This window comes from Nioella nitratireducens (genome assembly GCF_001879715.1).
GTDB lineage: Bacteria > Pseudomonadota > Alphaproteobacteria > Rhodobacterales > Rhodobacteraceae > Nioella > Nioella nitratireducens.
On sequence record NZ_MNBW01000011.1, the window covers coordinates 97697 to 113359 of the forward strand.

Here is a 15663-nt window from a genome sequence, read left to right on the forward strand (position 1 = left end):
TGACTTACCGAACGGTCTTCGGTACACCTTGTGACATGCTGGAAGAAGTGGGTAAGCGGCCCCGGGGGTGACCTCGGCGGTCGCTTTTTCGTTTCTGCTCGTGCGGGTTTTCAGCACGGGATTTTTCAAGATGACGATTGGGTGCGATGAGACCGTAACCCCGGTTCAGCGTTTGCTGGCCGGGGCGTTGAAGAGCTTTGAAACGGCGCAGGAGGTGTTGTCGGGGACACTGGACCACCTGCGGACCGAACAGGCGAGCGGCCTGGGCGATTACCGGAAGGACATCCGGGACATGAATGCCGCTTTGATGCTGACAATGGATTTCGAAAGGAAGGCGCGGGATGCGGAACATCAGCGAAAGGGAAGCATTGGGGCCGGACAGCTCGACCTTGACGCGGCCCGAACTGAGATCGGGCTCCGCCTTGCTTGCCTGCGCGCCGCGAGAGGAGGTGGAGCGCTTTCTGGAGGGGCTGAGTGACAATGCGCTGGCGGCGTTGCCGTGGCTCTTCGAGGTCTGGGCGTTGCCACATCAATGGCCGCCCGACGGCGACTGGCGGGCGTGGGTGGTGCTGGGCGGGCGCGGGGCCGGCAAAACGCGGGCCGGGGCCGAATGGGTGCGGGCGATGGTCGAAGGATCAACGCCCGAGTCCGCCGGCCGTGCCCGGCGCGTGGCGCTGGTGGGCGAGACCTATGACCAGGCGCTGGCGGTGATGGTGAAGGGGGAGAGCGGGCTTTTGGCCTGCTCTCCGCCCGATCGCTGCCCGCGCTGGATTGCGGGCGAACGGCGGCTGGTATGGCCCAACGGGGCAGAGGCGCGGCTCTATTCGGCCTATGATCCGGAAGCGCTGCGGGGGCCGCAATTCGATGCGGCCTGGGCCGATGAACTGGCGAAATGGCCCAAGGCGGAAGAGACGTGGGACATGCTGCAATTCGGGCTTCGGCTGGGCGATCATCCGCAGGTCTGTGTGACGACGACGCCGCGCAATGTGGGGGTGTTGAAGGATCTTCTGGAGCGGGAGAGCACGGTGATGACCCATGCGCCGACCGAGGCGAACCGGGCCTATCTGGCAGACTCGTTTCTGGAAGAGGTGCGGGCACGCTATGGCGGAACGGCGCTTGGCCGACAGGAACTGGACGGGGTGCTGGTCGAGGATATGGAGGGCGCGTTGTGGCCGCGCGGGGCGCTGGACGGCGCCCGCGTGGACGCGGTGCCCGAGGGCGCGCGGATCACGGTGGCGGTGGATCCGCCCGTGACAGGGCACGCAGGGTCGGATGCCTGCGGGATCGTCGTGGTGGGCGTGGTGCAGGCCGGGCCGCCCAAGGATTGGCGCGCAGTGGTGATCGAGGATTGCTCGGTTCAGGGGGTGTCGGCCAGTGCCTGGGCCGAGGCGGCTGTGGCTGCCTATCACCGGCACGGCGCCGCGCGGATGGTGGCCGAAGTCAACCAGGGCGGTGACCTGGTGCTGGACGCGGTGCGGATGGTCGATCCGCTGGTCAACCTGCGGTCGGTACGGGCCTCTCGCGGGAAGGTGGCTCGGGCCGAGCCGGTGGCGGCGCTCTATGAACAAGGGCGGGTGGCGCATCTGGGCCGCTTTCCGGCGCTGGAAGAGGAGATGAGCCGCATGGCGGTGACCGGGTATCAGGGGCGGGGCAGCCCCGACCGGGTGGACGCCCTGGTCTGGGCGTTGACGGACGGGATGATCCTGCCCGCCCGTGCGGTGGCGCGACCGGGGATGCGGCAGATCTGAAACATCGCTGAAAGGGGCGCTTATCCGCCTTTTCGGGGCGTCTTCGCGGTGAGCGGGGGCGCCCTTTTCATTCGGATAAAGGAGACACGCGGATGGTGTTGGATTTCTTGCGACGAGCGGAGCCGGTGGTGCCAGAGGCCAAGGCCTCGGCCACGGGGCGGGTGGTGGCATGGGCGACCGGGAGCCGGGTGGCGTGGAGCCCGCGCGATACGGTATCGCTGATGAAAACGGGGTTTTCCGGAAATCCGGTGGGGTTTCGTTCGGTCAAGCTGATCGCCGAAGCGGCGGCGGCCCTGCCGGTGATCTGCCAGGACGCGGAGCGGCGCTATGAGCTGCATCCGGTGCTGGGCCTGCTGGCGCGGCCCAATGGGGCGCAGGGGCGGGCGGAGTTCATGGAGGCGCTGTTTGCGCAGCTTCTGCTGTCGGGCAATGGCTATGTCGAGGCGGTCAGCCCCGATGGCGGTATGCCGGGCGAATTGCATGTGCTGCGGTCCGACCGGATGAGCCTTGTGCCCGGTGCCGATGGCTGGCCGGTGGCCTATGACTATGCCGTCGGGGCCAAGAAGCATCGGTTTCATGTGCAGGGGACGATCCCGATTTGCCATGTGCGACTGTTCCACCCGCAGGACGATCATTACGGGCTAAGCCCGATGCAGGCGGCGGCGAATGCGCTGGATGTGCATAACAGCGCCTCGCGCTGGTCCAAGGCGCTGCTAGACAACGCGGCGCGACCGTCGGGGGCGATTGTCTATCGCGGGGCCGATGGGGCCGGGACGCTGACGCCTGAGCAGTTCGAGCGGCTGCAATCGGAGATGGAGAGCCACCACCAAGGGGCCCGCAATGCCGGGCGGCCGATGCTGTTGGAGGGCGGGCTGGACTGGAAGCCGATGGGGTTCAGCCCTTCGGACATGGAGTTCCAGAAAACCAAGGACGCCGCCGCGCGCGAGATCGCGCTGGCCTTCGGGGTGCCGCCGATGTTGTTGGGCATTCCCGGCGACGCGACCTACGCCAATTACGCCGAGGCGCACCGGGCCTTTTACCGGCTGACGGTGCTGCCGCTGGCCAGCAAGGTGCTGGCGACGCTGTCCCATTGGCTGGCGGGCTATTCCGGCGAGGCGGTAGAGGTGAAACCGGATCTCGACCAGGTGCCGGCGCTGGCGGTGGAGCGCGACGCACAGTGGCGGCGGGTGGCAGAGGCCGAATTCCTGACGGCTGCGGAAAAGCGCGCGATGCTGGGGCTGCCGCGGCTGGCGGAGGATGGATGAGCGCCCGAGGCGTCGGCGGATCGCGGTTCCTCTATGACCCGTTCGACGCGGCCAATGCCCGGATCGAGGCCAACGAGCGCGTGCATGAGGAACGCTGGCAGGCGCTGGAGTTTCGCCTGAAGGCCATCGAGGGCGCGCTCGACCGGTTGGAGCGGCGGTTGTGGCTGGCGGTGTTCGGCGTGGTCAGCGTGATCCTCGCACAAGGTGTGGGCGACCTCATTCAGATGAGCTCTGGTGGATAGGAGATAGATATGTATGGATTTTCCGAAAGTGGAATGGAGACCAAATTCTGCCGCTTCGACGAGGCGCTGACGGTCCGCGAGGGTCATGTGATCGAAGGCTATGCGAGCCTGTTCGGGGCCTGCGATCAGGGCGGTGACGTGGTGCAGAAGGGCGCCTATGGCCGCAGTCTGAAGGGGCTGTCGGCGCAGGGGCGCAACGTCAAGATGCTGTGGCAACACGATCCCGGCCAGCCCATCGGGATCTGGGACGCGGTGCAGGAGGATGGCAAGGGCCTGTGGGTCAGGGGGCGCATCCTCGATGCCGTGGACAAGGGCCGCGAAGCGGTGGCGCTGTTGGAGGCGGGGGCCATCGACGGGCTGTCGATCGGTTATCGCACCGTGCGCGCGGCGAAGAACGACAAGGGGCAGCGGCTCCTTTCCGAAGTGGAGCTTTGGGAGGTGTCGCTGGTGACCTTCCCGATGCTGCCACAGGCGCGGGTGGACGCCCATCAGGCCAGCGAGGCCAAGGGCGATTTCCTGCATGAACTGGCGACGGTGTTCCAGGACGCCCGCCGCAAACTGGCGGCGCGTTAACGCCCGCACATCTCTCAACAATCAGGATGACGTGATGACCGAGACCAAGTCTTCGGGCGGCGCGCCTGTGCCTCAGGCACCGGACGCCACCGCCGAGGTGAAATCTGCACTGGCCGGGTTTCTGAACGAATTCAGCCAGTTTCAGGACGACATGACGACGAAAATCGCAAAACAGGAAGAGCGTATTTCCATGCTGAACACCAAGACCATGACCCATCTGCGCCCTGCGCTTTCCACCGCCGTCGATGAGGGCGCCCCCCACAAGAAGGCCATCGGCACCTATCTGCGCACCGGCGACGACGACGGCCTGCGCGGGCTGGAACTGGAAGGCAAGGCGTTGAACACGGCCGTCAATGCCGAGGGCGGCTTTCTGGTCGATCCGCAGACGGCGGAGCAGATCCAGGGCGTGCTGCGGTCGTCCTCGTCGCTGCGCGCGATCGCCAACGTGGTGAATGTCGAGGCGTCGTCCTTCGACGTGCTGGTGGACCACACCGATGTGGGCGCCGGTTGGGCGACCGAGACCGCCGCCGCCACCGAGACCGACACGCCGCAGATCGAGCGCATCTCGATCCCGCTGCACGAGCTGTCGGCGCTGCCCAAGGCGTCGCAGCGGCTGCTGGACGATACCGCTTTCGATATCGAGGGTTGGCTGGCGGGCCGTATCGCCGACAAGTTTTCCCGCGCCGAGGCGATGGCCTTCATCTCGGGCGACGGGGTGGACAAGCCCACCGGCTTTTTGACCCACACGACCGTGGCCGATGCCAGCTGGAGCTGGGGCAATATCGGCTATGTGGTGACGGGCACGGCGGGCGACTTCGACGCCGTGACCCCTGCGGATGCGATTGTCGACCTGGTCTATTCCCTGGGCGCGCGCTACCGCGCCGGGGCGGCCTTCGTCATGAATTCCAAGACCGCTGGCGCCGTGCGCAAGATGAAGGACGCCGACGGGCGCTTCCTGTGGTCGGATGGGCTGGCCGCCGGGGAACCGGCGCGGCTGATGGGCTATCCGGTGCTGATCGCCGAGGACATGCCGGATATTGCCGCCGACGCGATGGCGATTGCGTTTGGCGATTTCAACGCGGGCTACACCATTGCCGAGCGTCCCGATCTGCGCGTGTTGCGTGACCCGTTCAGCGCCAAGCCGCATGTCCTGTTCTACGCCACCAAGCGCGTCGGCGGGGATGTCAGCGACTTTTCGGCAATCAAGCTGCTGAAATTCGGCACCGTCTGACCTGTCGCAGGCGGCACGTCATCCCGGTCCGGGCCGTTTGGTCCGGGGCGGGCGGCATGGGCGGGCCGTCGCGGCCTCCAGCCATTTGTCCTCCGCCCGAGCGGCGCGGGGGCCCGGCCATGCCACCTTTCTGAGGCAGTTCTTTGCGGAGAAATAACAACATGATGATGGTCGAAATGTCCTCGGTGTCCAGTGCCCTGCTGCCTGTCACCGAGTTGACCGATCACCTGCGCCTGTCTTCGGGTTTTGCCGATGATGGCAGTCAGGACGGGCAGCTTGAAAGCTGTTTGCGCGCGGCGCTCGCTGCCATCGAGGCGCGGATCGGCAAGGCGCTGTTCCGACGCGGCTTCACCTGGCATCTGAGTCAGTGGCAATCCGCCGAGGCGCAGGTGCTGCCGGTGGCGCCGGTGCAGTCCGTGGACTCGGTCAAGCTGGTGTCGCGCGGGGGCGTCGAGACGATGCTGGACCCGCAAAGCTATCGTCTGCGGGCCGATACGCACCGGCCTGCGGTTATGGCCACGGGCAGCTTGCCCAACCCGACAAGCGGCGGGTCCATCGAGGTGGCCTTCACGGCGGGATATGGCATGGACTGGCACGGCATCCCCGCTGACTTGCGGCAGGCGGTGCTGTTGCAGGCGGCCGAGCTTTACGACGCGCAGGGTACCGGTGAGGCCGGGATGGCCTGTGGCGTGGCGGTGCTGATCGAGCCCTATCGCTCGGTCCGGATGCGGGGGCTGAGCGGATGAGCGGGCGCCCCAATCTGAGCCGGCGGCTGCTGCTGGAAGGGCCTTCGCGGATAGCCGACGGCGCGGGCGGATTCACCGAAACCTGGGGGCCGCTTGGCGTGATCTGGGGCGAGGTTCTGCCCCGCACCGGGCGCGATGCGGGGGGGCTGTCCCGCATGGGCTTCAAGATCACCGTTCGGGCCGCGCCGCAGGGGGCCCCGTCGCGGCCCACGCCCTCGCAACGGTTCCGCGACGGGGACCGGGTTTTCACCATCGACGCGGTGACGGAGCGCGACCCCGGCGGGCGTTTCCTGACCTGTTTCGCAACCGAGGAGGCGGCGACATGAGCTACGGCATGACGGCGGCGTTGCAGGTGGCGGTCTTTGACCGGCTGAGCGGCGATGCGGGGTTGGCGGCGATCGTGGGGAGCAACGTTTATGACGCGTTGCCAGCCGGGACGCTGCCCACGCTTTACGTGACGCTCGGGCCGGAAAAGGCGCGTGACCGAACGGACGCCAGTTCGGGCGGGGCGGTGCATGATTTCGCGGTGAGCGTGGTCAGCAGCGCGGCGAGTTTCCACCAGGCGAAGCAGGCAGCGGCGGCGGTGTCAGACGCGCTGCTGGCGGCGCCTTTGACCCTTTTACGCGGGCAGGTGCGGCGGGTTCAGTTCTACCGCGCCAAAGCCTCGCGCGCCGGGGCCGAGCGGCGAATCGACATCTGGTTTCGGGCCCGTCTGGATGAGGCGATGGCCTGACACATCACCTGAAGGGTGAGCGGTAATATTCGGATATTAATGGAGAATGACATGGCGGCACAGAATGGAAAAGACCTTCTGTTGAAGGTCGATCTGGACGGAAATGGCAGCTTTCAGACCATGGCGGGGCTGCGGGCCTCGCGGCTCAGTTTCAACGCGGACACGGTGGATGTGACGAGCCTTGAATCAACCGGTGGCTGGCGGGAACTCTTGGGTGGCGCGGGGGTGAAATCGGCGGCGCTCAGCGGTTCTGGTATCTTCCGCGATGCGGCGACGGATGAGCGCGCGCGACAGATCTTTTTCGACGGCGAGGTGCCTGCGTTCCAGGTCATCATCCCCGATTTCGGCACCGTCGAGGGGCCGTTCCAGATTACCGGGATCGAGTATGCCGGCACCCATGACGGCGAAGCGACCTACGAGGTGTCGCTGGCCTCGGCGGGCGCGCTGAGCTTTACCGCGGCGCTCTGAGCCATGGCGAACCCCTATGCGGGCGAGGTGGCGCTGGTGCTGGATGGCGAGCGGCGGGTTCTGAAGCTGACGCTTGGGGCCTTGGCCGAGTTGGAGGCGTGGCTGGCGGAAGACAGCCTGCCTGCGTTGGTCGAGCGGTTCGAGGCCGGGGCGTTCAAGGCGCGGGACGTGTTGGCGCTGGTCTGCGCGGGGCTGCGCGGAGGCGGCTGGAGCGGTGAGCCTGCCGATTTGGCCAGGGCCGAGATCGGGGGCGGCCCGTTGGAGGCCGCGCGGGTGGCCGCGCAGCTATTGGCGCTGGCGTTCCGGCCGCCGCGATGACCTCCCAAAGGCCCTTTGACTGGCCGGGGCTGATGCGGGCCGGGATGCGGGGGCTGGGGCTGACCCCGGCGCAGTTCTGGGCGCTGACCCCGGCGGAGCTGATGCTGATGCTGGGCGAGCCTGCGGGTGCTGCGCCCATGGGACGGGCGGGGCTGGAGGCCCTGGCCGCCCGTTTCCCCGATCACGAGGACAGGTGCGATGAATGAGGAACTGGACGGGCTGGATGCCGAACTGGTCTCGCTGGAGGCGACGCTCGGCTCGGCCACGCAGATGGTTGCGGCCTTTCAGGGCGAACTGCGGACAATGCAGGACACCATGCTTTACACGGGCCGCGAAGTGCAGGGGCTGAGCCGATCGTTTGGCAGCGGCTTGCGCCGGGCCTTCGATGGCGTGGTGTTCGACGGGATGCGCCTGTCGGATGCGCTGCGAACGGTGGCGCAAAGCATGGTTGATGCGGCCTACAACACCGCGATGCGGCCGGTGCAGAACGCCCTCGGCGGGGCTTTGGCGGGTGGCGTCAACTCGCTGATGTCGGCGGTGCTGCCGTTCGAGACCGGCGGTGCCTTTGCGGGCGGTCGGGTGACGGCCTTTGCACGTGGCGGCGTGGTCAGCGGACCGACGCCGTTTGCCATGCGCGGCGGCACCGGGTTGATGGGCGAGGCGGGGCCAGAGGCGATCATGCCGCTGACCCGTGGCCCGGATGGCAAGCTTGGCGTGCAGGCGCAGGGCGGCGGGCGGCCCGTGCATGTGACGATGAACATTACCACGCCGGATGTGCAGGGATTCCAACGCTCGAAAAGCCAGGTCGCGGCGCAGATGGGCCGGGCGCTGGCGCGTGGGCAGCGGAATCGGTGAGGGATAACACAATGAATTTTCACGAAATTCGCTTTCCTGCCAACCTGAGCTTTGGCTCGGTCGGCGGGCCGGAACGGCGCACCGAGGTGGTGACGCTCGCCAACGGGTTCGAGGAACGCAACACGCCTTGGGCCCATTCGCGCCGCCGCTATGACGCAGGGGTGGGGATGCGCTCGCTCGACGACATCGAGACGCTGATCGCGTTTTTCGAGGCGCGGCGCGGGCAGTTGCACGGGTTTCGCTGGAAGGATTGGTCCGACTACAAGAGCTGTGCGCCGTCGAAGGAGCCGGGCTTTCGCGATTGTGTGATCGGCACGGGCGACGGCGAGACCAGGGATTTTCCGCTGGTGAAGCAGTATCGCTCGGGCGAGGAAAGCTATGCGCGGCCCATCACCAAGCCGGTCGCGGGCAGCGTTTTGGCCGGGTGGGACGCGGCGGAACTGGTCGAGGGGGTGCATTTCACGGTGGACTCCACCACCGGTGTGATCGCGTTTCAGGACGCACCCGCCGAAGGGGTGGAGGTGTCCGCCGGGTTCGCCTTTGACGTGCCGGTGCGCTTCGACGTGGACCGGATCGAAACCTCGGTGGCCAATTTCCAGGCGGGGGAAGTGCCCTCGGTGCCGGTGGTGGAGATCCGGGTATGAGCGGCGCAGAGGGGCTGACGGCGCATCTGATCGGGGGGGTGACCGAAGTGGCGCGCTGCTGGCGGGTGACGCGCAAGGATGGCGTTCGCTTGGGGTTCACCGACCACGATTGCCCGCTCACCTTCGACGGCACGGTGTTCAAGGCGGAGTCGGGTCTGTCGGCGGCGGCACTGAGCCAGAGCAGCGGCCTGTCGGTGGACAATACCGAGGCCGTGGGGGCGCTGTCGGACGTGTCGATCACCGAAGGTGACATCGCCGCCGGGCGGTTTGATGGTGCCGAGGTGGAGGCGTGGCTGGTCCAGTGGCGTGCGCCGGAGAACCGGGTGTTGCAGTTTCGTGGCAGCTTTGGCGAGCTGGAGCGGCAGGCGGGCGGCTTCCGGGCCGAATTGCGCGGACTGGCCGAAGCGATGAACCGGCGGATGGGGCGGGTCTATCAGCGGCATTGTTCTGCGGTGTTGGGCGATCGGGCCTGCGGGTTCGACCTGTCGACTCCGGGCTACGCTTTTGACGGTGCGGTGGACCAGGTGGACGAGGGGCGGGTGCTGCTTTTTGCCGGGCTGGACAGTTTCGCGCCGCGCTGGTTCGAACGCGGGCGGCTGACGGTGCTGAGCGGGGCCGCCCAAGGGCTGGTCGCGGTGATCAAGAACGACCGCTATGCTGACGACGTGCGCCGGGTCGAGCTGTGGGAGGCGCTGCGCGCCGAGCTGCGGTCGGGCGACCGGGTGCGGCTGGAAGCGGGTTGCGACAAGCGTATGGAGACCTGTCGGCTCAAGTTCTCGAACCTTCTGAACTTCCAAGGCTTTCCCGACATTCCCGGCGACGACTGGATCATGGCCTATCCGGGGCGCGGCTCGGCGGCGGTGGATGGGGGCAGCCTGCGATGAGCCGCGTGGTCGCGGCTGCGCGGGGCTGGATCGGGACGCCGTATATCCATCAATGCGCCACCAAGGGTGCGGGCTGCGATTGCCTGGGGCTGTTGCGGGGAGTCTGGCGCGAGGTGATCGGGCCAGAGCCGGAAGCGGTGCCCGCCTACACGCCCGACTGGTCGGAACCGCAGGGGGAGGAACGGCTTTGGGCCGCCGCGCTGCGCCATCTGTCGGCGAAACCGGTGGCCGCAGAGGCCGCTGGCGACGTGCTGCTGTTTCGGATGCGGGCGGGGGCTGTGGCCAAGCATCTGGGGCTTCAGGGCCGCACCGGGCAAGAGGCCACGTTCATCCATGCCTATAGCGGGCATGGCGTGGTGGAAAGCGCGCTGACCCCGCCCTGGCGGCGGCGGATCGTGGCGCGATTTGCATTTCCCGAAAGGACTTAGACACTATGGCAACGATCCTACTGTCAGCCGCAGGAGCGGCCATTGGCGGCTTGAGTTCCGGCACCGTTCTGGGGCTGACCGGCGCGGTAATCGGGCGCGCGGCGGGGGCCACCGTGGGCCGGGTGATCGACCAGCGGCTGCTTGGCAGCGGCTCGGACGTGGTCGAACAGGGCCGCATCGACCGTTTCCGCCTGACCGGAGCATCCGAAGGCGCCGCCGTGGCGCGGCTTTTCGGCCAGATGCGCCTGGGCGGGCAGGTCATTTGGGCCACCCGGTTCAAGGAACATGTCGCGGTTTCGGGCGGCGGCAAGGGGGCGCCGGTACGGCCAAGGACAGCCAGCTATTCCTACACGGTGAGCCTTGCCGTGGCGCTGTGCGAGGGCGAGATCGCCCGCGTGGGCCGGGTCTGGGCCGATGGCGCCGAGATCGCACAGAGCGACCTGACCATGCGGGTCTATCGCGGCACCGACGACCAGATGCCGGACCCGAAGATGGAGGCGGTCGAGGGCGCGGGACTGGTCCCGGCCTATCGTGGGATCGCCTATGTGGTGATCGAGGATCTGGACCTGTCGCCCTATGGCAACCGCGTGCCGCAGCTAAGCTTCGAGGTGGTGCGCCCGGCGCAGCCTGCGCTGCTGGACAGCCCGCCGCAGCCCTCGCAGGCCATCCGGGCTGTGGCGATGATGCCGGGGACAGGGGAATACGCGCTGGCGACGACCCCGGTCAGCTATGCGTGGGGCTATGGCAAATCCGAGAGCGCGAATGTGCACACGGCTTCGGGCGAGGCGGATTTTTCCATGTCGCTGGAGGCCCTTGACGGCGAGGTGCCGCAATGCGGGGCGGTGTCGCTGATTGTCAGCTGGTTCGGGGATGACCTGCGCGCCGGTGACTGCCGCGTGACGCCGAAGGTCGAACAGAAACAGGCGGATGGCCGCGAAATGCCGTGGCGGGTTGCGGGGCTGACCCGCACCACGGCCGAGCAGATTGCGCAGGTCGACGGCCGGGCGATCTATGGCGGCACGCCCACGGACCAATCGGTGATCGAGGCGATCGAGGCGCTGAACGCGGCTGGCAAGGAGGTGATGTTCTATCCCTTCCTGCTGATGGAGATCCTTGCGGAGAGCGGCAAACCGGACCCGTGGGCCGAAACGGGCCAGCAACCGGCGCTGCCATGGCGGGGACGGATGACCGGGGACAAGGCGCCGGGCGTGGCGGGCTCGCCCGATGGGACGGCGGTGGCGGACGCGCAGGTTGCAGCGTTCTTCGGGTCGGTGGTGGCCAGTGATTTCAGCGTGTCGCCCGGCGCGGTCGGTTACAACGGCCCGGCGGAGTGGAGCTATCGCCGGTTCATCCTGCATTCCGCTGCGCTCTGCGCGGCGGCGGGCGGGGTGGAAAGCTTTTGCATCGGCTCCGAGATGCGCAGCCTGACGCAGTTGCGGGGGGCGAGCGGGTTTCCGGCCGTGGATCAGTTCATCGCACTCGCCGCAGAGGTGCGGGCGCTGTTGCCCGACGCCAAGCTGACCTATGCCGCCGACTGGTCGGAATATTTCGGCTATCACCCGCAGGACGGGTCGGGCGATGTCTATTTCCACCTCGATCCGCTGTGGGCAGATGCCAATATCGACTTCATCGGAATCGATAATTACATGCCGCTGAGCGATTGGCGCGACGGGCGGACCCATGCGGATGCGGCGTGGCGGTCGATCTACGAGCTGGCGTATCTGCGCGGCAATATCGAGGGCGGCGAGGGATATGACTGGTATTACCCCAGTGACGCCGCGCGGGCGGCACAGAGGCGCGCGCCGATCACCGATGGTGCCTATGGCGAGGACTGGGTTTTTCGCTACAAGGACGTGGTGCGCTGGTGGAGCGCGCCGCACCACGACCGGCCCGGTGGTGTGCGTCAGGCGGTGCCGACCGCGTGGGAGCCGCGCTCAAAACCCGTCCGTTTCACGGAAATGGGCTGTGCCGCCATCGACAAGGGGACGAACCAGCCCAACAAGTTCCTCGATCCGAAATCCTCGGAGTCCGGGCTGCCGCATTACTCGACCGGGCGGCGCGATGACCTGATGCAGATGCAATACCTGCGGGCGATGACGAGCTATTGGGCCGACCCCGCGCATAACCCGGTGTCCGAGGTCTATGGCGGGCCGATGCTGGATATGGACCACGCCTATGTCTGGGCGTGGGATGCGCGGCCGTGGCCCGCGTTTCCCAGTGCAAGGGACGTCTGGTCGGACGGTGAAAATCATGCGCGGGGGCATTGGATCACCGGTCGCATGGGGGCAGAGCCGTTGGCCGACGTGGTGGCCGAGATCTGTGAAGAGGCGGGCGTTACGGAATACGACGTGTCGGGCCTTTTCGGTTTCGTGCGCGGGGCGATGTCGGCGGATGTGGAAAGCGCGCGGGCGAGGTTACAGGGGCTGATGCTGGCGCATGGGTTCGAGGCAGTGGAGCGGGAGGGCAGGATCGTCTTTCGGGCGCGTGCCGGGGTGCCGGATGCGCGGGTGCCCGAAGAGGGGATGGCCGTTGATGAAGATGGCGCGTCGGCCCCGGTGTGGACGCGCCTGCCCGAGGCGGACATGGTGGGGCGCGTGCGCCTGTCGCATGTCGAGGCGGCGGGGGCGTTCGAGACCCGCGTGGCCGAGGCGGTCTTTCCCGACGATGGCGACGACACCACGAGCGAGAGCGACCTGCCGCTGTTGCTGACAGCGGGCGAGGGGCGGGCGATTGCCGAACGCTGGCTGGCCGAGGCGCGGGTGGCGCGTGACAGTGTCAGCTTTGCGTTGCCGCCTTCGCGGCGCGATCTGGGTGCTGGGTCGGTCGTCGAGATGGCGGATGGCTCGACCTGGCGGATCGACCGTGTCGAGGATACCGGCGCGCGCAAGGTTGAGGCCGTGCGGTCCGAGGCCGAGGTCTACGAGCCGTCGGACACGGTCGAGGAGGCGGTGACGCTGGAGCCCTTCGTGCCGCCCCTGCCGGTGAGCCCGCTGTTTCTGGACCTGCCGCTCCTGACCGGCGACGAGGTGCCCCATGCGCCGCATCTGGCGGTGGCGGCGGTGCCGTGGCCGGGGGCGGTGGCGTGCTATAGCGCGCCCTCGGACAGCGGCTATGTGCTGAACACCATGGTCGAGGTGGTCTCGGCCGTGGGGGTGCTGGAAACGCCGCTTTTCCGGGCCGAGGCCGGTGTCTGGGACCGGGGGTCGGCGGTGCGCGTGCGGATGAGCACCGGGACGCTGAGGTCCGCCAGTGTCGCGGATGTTCTCAATGGCGCGAACGCGGCGGCGATCGGCGATGGCAGCGGCGCGAATTGGGAGGTGATCCAGTTCGCCGAAGCAATGCTGGTGGGCGAAGACCTGTGGGACATCACGCTGCGCCTGCGGGGGCAGGCGGGATCGGACGGGATCATGCCGGACGCATGGCCGGTGGGATCGCTCTTCGTGCTGCTTGACGGACGCGCCACGCAGATCGACCTGCCGCTGTCGGCGCGCGGGCTGCAACGGCATTACCTGGTGGGGCAGGCGGCGAAACCCTATGATCATCCGGTCTATTCGCACACGGCGCTGGCCTTTGACGGTGCCGGGCTGCGGCCCTATGCGCCCGCCCATCTGCGCGCGCCGAGGGTCGGGGCGGAGCGGCAGGTCAGCTGGGTCAGGCGTACGCGGATCGACGGCGACAGTTGGCAGGGCACCGAGGTGCCGTTGGGCGAGGACCGCGAGAGCTATGTTCTGCGGATCGCCGATACTGGCGGCGTACGACGCGAGGTCGAGCTGTCCGCGCCAACCTATTCCTACACCGATGCCATGCAGGCCACCGACGGGGTGAGCCTGCCCTACAGCATTGAAATCGCGCAGGTGTCTGCGCAATTCGGCCCCGGCCCCTTCACGAGGATCCAGATCAATGAGTGACACGATGAACCTGACGCTTCCGCTGTTGGCCGCAAGCCAGGCGCAGAAACATGTGACCGTAAACGAGGCGCTGGCGCGGCTGGATGGGGTGGTGCAGATGCGGTTGCGGTCGCGCAGCCTGACCACGCCGCCAGACACGGTGATCGAGGGGGAATGCTTCGGCGTGCCCTCGGGGGCGGTGAACGGCTGGGACGGGCACGCGGGCGAGATCGCGCAATATGTGAACGGTGGCTGGGCGTTCTTTGCACCGCAGCGGGGCTGGCGGGCCTTTGTTGCGGATACAGGCACGCAAGACCTGTTCGACGGGGCTGCGTGGCGCACCGGCGGGCTGAGCCTGACACCGGGCGGTGGGGGGCTTCACGCGGTCAGCGCCGAGGCGGATGTGACCCTGACGGCGGGGGCGACTGTGCCCGCGGGGCTGCGCGTTCCGGCGCGCTGCATCGTTTTAGGGGTCACCGGCCGGGTGATCGAGACCATCACCGGCACGCTTGCCGATTGGCGGCTGGGCGACGTGGCGTCGGATGCCCGGTTTGGCGCTGGGCTTGGGCTTGCGCAAAATTCGTGGATCAGCGGGCCGACGACGCCTTTCGTGGTCTGGTCGGATACCGAATTGATGCTGTCGGCAACCGGCGGCGATTTCGCCGGGGGCGCTGTGCGGCTGGTGGTGCATTACCTGCAATTCGCCATTCCCGACGCGGTATAACAAAACGTGAAGCCGTCCATCAGGGGTTTGAACTTGGACGCGGGGGATTATCTGCGGTAGAAAGGGGAACGCGACCGCAGGAGGCCATCATGGCAAAGACCCGCACCCATCTGGCCGAGCTTGACCCGGTCTGGAGCCGTATCACCCGCGAAGCCGAGGAGGCCGTGCAGGACGAACCCCTTTTAGGCGGGCTGGTGCATGGCTGTATCCTGCACCATGCCTCGCTGGAGGCGGCGCTGGCCTATCGCATGGCGCAAAAGCTGGCCTCGGGCGAGATGTCGGAGCAGCTTATCCGTGAAATCGCGGATGATGCCTATCGCGCCGATCCCAGCATCGGAGAGGCGGCGCGCGCCGATATCGTGGCGGTCTACGACCGTGACCCGGCCTGCCATCGCTTCATTCAGCCGTTGTTGTTTTTCAAGGGCTTCCAAGCCGTCCAGGCGTATCGCGTCGGCAACTACCTGTGGCGGCAGGGCCGTCAGGATCTGGCCTATTTCGTGCAGATGCGCGTAAGCGAGATGTTCGGCGTGGATATTCATCCGGCAGCGAATATTGGCAAGGGCATCATGATCGACCACGCCCATTCCATCGTGATCGGCGAAACCGCCGTGGTGGGCGACAACGTGTCGATGTTGCATTCGGTGACCCTTGGCGGCACCGGCAAGGAAGAAGAGGACCGCCACCCCAAGATCGGCGACGGCGTTCTGATCGGGGCCGGGGCCAAGGTGCTGGGCAATATCAAGGTCGGCTGCTGCTCGCGGATCGCGGCGGGCTCGGTCGTGTTGCAGGACGTGCCCCCGGCGACCACGGTGGCCGGGGTGCCGGCCAAGATCGTGGGCGAGGCGGGCTGTGACCAGCCGGCCATGTCGATGAACCAGATCCTGAAATCGGGGGCCTGAGCGCCCCTGCCTACTTGA

Annotated in this window: 19 protein-coding genes; all 19 read left to right on the forward strand. The window is 67.3% G+C overall.

Going from position 1 to position 15663, the window contains the following annotated elements; translation table 11 throughout:
- Positions 1–67 precede the first annotated feature (67 nt).
- The 19 genes from BKY27_RS20385 (at position 68) to cysE (ending at position 15645) form a co-directional block, all read left to right on the forward strand.
- Positions 68–478, forward strand: coding sequence for a hypothetical protein (locus BKY27_RS20385; RefSeq protein ID WP_071674860.1), 411 nt, complete (start codon positions 68–70; stop codon positions 476–478).
- Positions 450–1748, forward strand: a complete 1299-nt coding sequence (locus tag BKY27_RS12690) for a DNA-packaging protein (protein WP_071674861.1) — start codon at positions 450–452, stop codon at positions 1746–1748. The genes BKY27_RS20385 and BKY27_RS12690 overlap by 29 nt, the downstream gene beginning before the upstream one ends.
- 92 nt (positions 1749–1840) lie before the next feature.
- Complete coding sequence (locus BKY27_RS12695; protein ID WP_071674862.1) at positions 1841–3013, forward strand: phage portal protein; 1173 nt, start codon at positions 1841–1843, stop codon at positions 3011–3013.
- Positions 3010–3255 carry a GTA head formation protein, RCAP_rcc01685 family gene (locus BKY27_RS12700; protein WP_071674863.1) on the forward strand — a complete coding sequence of 82 codons (246 nt, stop codon included), beginning with the start codon at positions 3010–3012 and terminating at the stop codon, positions 3253–3255. Before BKY27_RS12695 ends, BKY27_RS12700 begins: the two co-directional genes overlap by 4 nt.
- A gap of 9 nt (positions 3256–3264) precedes the next feature.
- On the forward strand, positions 3265–3828 hold the full coding sequence (locus BKY27_RS12705) for an HK97 family phage prohead protease (protein WP_084667964.1): 564 nt from the start codon (positions 3265–3267) through the stop codon (positions 3826–3828).
- A gap of 34 nt (positions 3829–3862) precedes the next feature.
- Positions 3863–5059, forward strand: coding sequence for a phage major capsid protein (locus BKY27_RS12710; RefSeq protein ID WP_071674865.1), 1197 nt, complete (start codon positions 3863–3865; stop codon positions 5057–5059).
- Between the two features lie 161 nt (positions 5060–5220).
- Positions 5221–5805 (forward strand): head-tail connector protein, encoded by a 585-nt coding sequence (locus BKY27_RS12715; RefSeq protein WP_071674866.1) that lies wholly within the window; start codon positions 5221–5223, stop codon positions 5803–5805.
- Positions 5802–6131 (forward strand): head-tail adaptor protein, encoded by a 330-nt coding sequence (locus BKY27_RS12720; RefSeq protein WP_071674867.1) that lies wholly within the window; start codon positions 5802–5804, stop codon positions 6129–6131. Before BKY27_RS12715 ends, BKY27_RS12720 begins: the two co-directional genes overlap by 4 nt.
- Positions 6128–6538, forward strand: coding sequence for a DUF3168 domain-containing protein (locus tag BKY27_RS12725; protein ID WP_071674868.1), 411 nt, complete (start codon positions 6128–6130; stop codon positions 6536–6538). Before BKY27_RS12720 ends, BKY27_RS12725 begins: the two co-directional genes overlap by 4 nt.
- Positions 6539–6589: 51 nt before the next feature.
- The gene (locus tag BKY27_RS12730; protein ID WP_071674930.1) at positions 6590–7006 is read left to right on the forward strand and encodes a phage major tail protein, TP901-1 family; all 417 of its coding nucleotides are present in this window, start codon (positions 6590–6592) and stop codon (positions 7004–7006) included.
- A gap of 3 nt (positions 7007–7009) precedes the next feature.
- Positions 7010–7324, forward strand: coding sequence for a gene transfer agent family protein (locus BKY27_RS12735; RefSeq protein ID WP_071674869.1), 315 nt, complete (start codon positions 7010–7012; stop codon positions 7322–7324).
- A complete protein-coding gene (locus tag BKY27_RS12740; RefSeq protein ID WP_071674870.1) occupies positions 7321–7530 on the forward strand; it encodes a rcc01693 family protein in 210 nt (69 codons plus the stop codon). Before BKY27_RS12735 ends, BKY27_RS12740 begins: the two co-directional genes overlap by 4 nt.
- Positions 7523–8179, forward strand: a complete 657-nt coding sequence (locus tag BKY27_RS12745; protein ID WP_071674871.1) for a phage tail tape measure protein — start codon at positions 7523–7525, stop codon at positions 8177–8179. Before BKY27_RS12740 ends, BKY27_RS12745 begins: the two co-directional genes overlap by 8 nt.
- Positions 8180–8190: 11 nt before the next feature.
- Positions 8191–8823: a DUF2460 domain-containing protein gene (locus BKY27_RS12750; protein ID WP_071674872.1), complete on the forward strand. Its 633-nt coding sequence runs from the start codon at positions 8191–8193 to the stop codon at positions 8821–8823.
- On the forward strand, positions 8820–9707 hold the full coding sequence (locus BKY27_RS12755; RefSeq protein ID WP_071674873.1) for a DUF2163 domain-containing protein: 888 nt from the start codon (positions 8820–8822) through the stop codon (positions 9705–9707). The genes BKY27_RS12750 and BKY27_RS12755 overlap by 4 nt, the downstream gene beginning before the upstream one ends.
- Positions 9704–10135, forward strand: a complete 432-nt coding sequence (locus BKY27_RS12760) for a C40 family peptidase (protein WP_071674874.1) — start codon at positions 9704–9706, stop codon at positions 10133–10135. The genes BKY27_RS12755 and BKY27_RS12760 overlap by 4 nt, the downstream gene beginning before the upstream one ends.
- A gap of 5 nt (positions 10136–10140) precedes the next feature.
- A complete protein-coding gene (locus BKY27_RS12765) occupies positions 10141–14043 on the forward strand; it encodes a baseplate multidomain protein megatron (protein ID WP_071674875.1) in 3903 nt (1300 codons plus the stop codon).
- The gene (locus BKY27_RS12770) at positions 14036–14746 is read left to right on the forward strand and encodes a DUF2793 domain-containing protein (protein ID WP_071674876.1); all 711 of its coding nucleotides are present in this window, start codon (positions 14036–14038) and stop codon (positions 14744–14746) included. Before BKY27_RS12765 ends, BKY27_RS12770 begins: the two co-directional genes overlap by 8 nt.
- Before the next feature lie 89 nt (positions 14747–14835).
- Positions 14836–15645, forward strand: coding sequence for a serine O-acetyltransferase (gene cysE, locus BKY27_RS12775; protein WP_071674877.1), 810 nt, complete (start codon positions 14836–14838; stop codon positions 15643–15645).
- Positions 15646–15663: the final 18 nt, after the last annotated feature.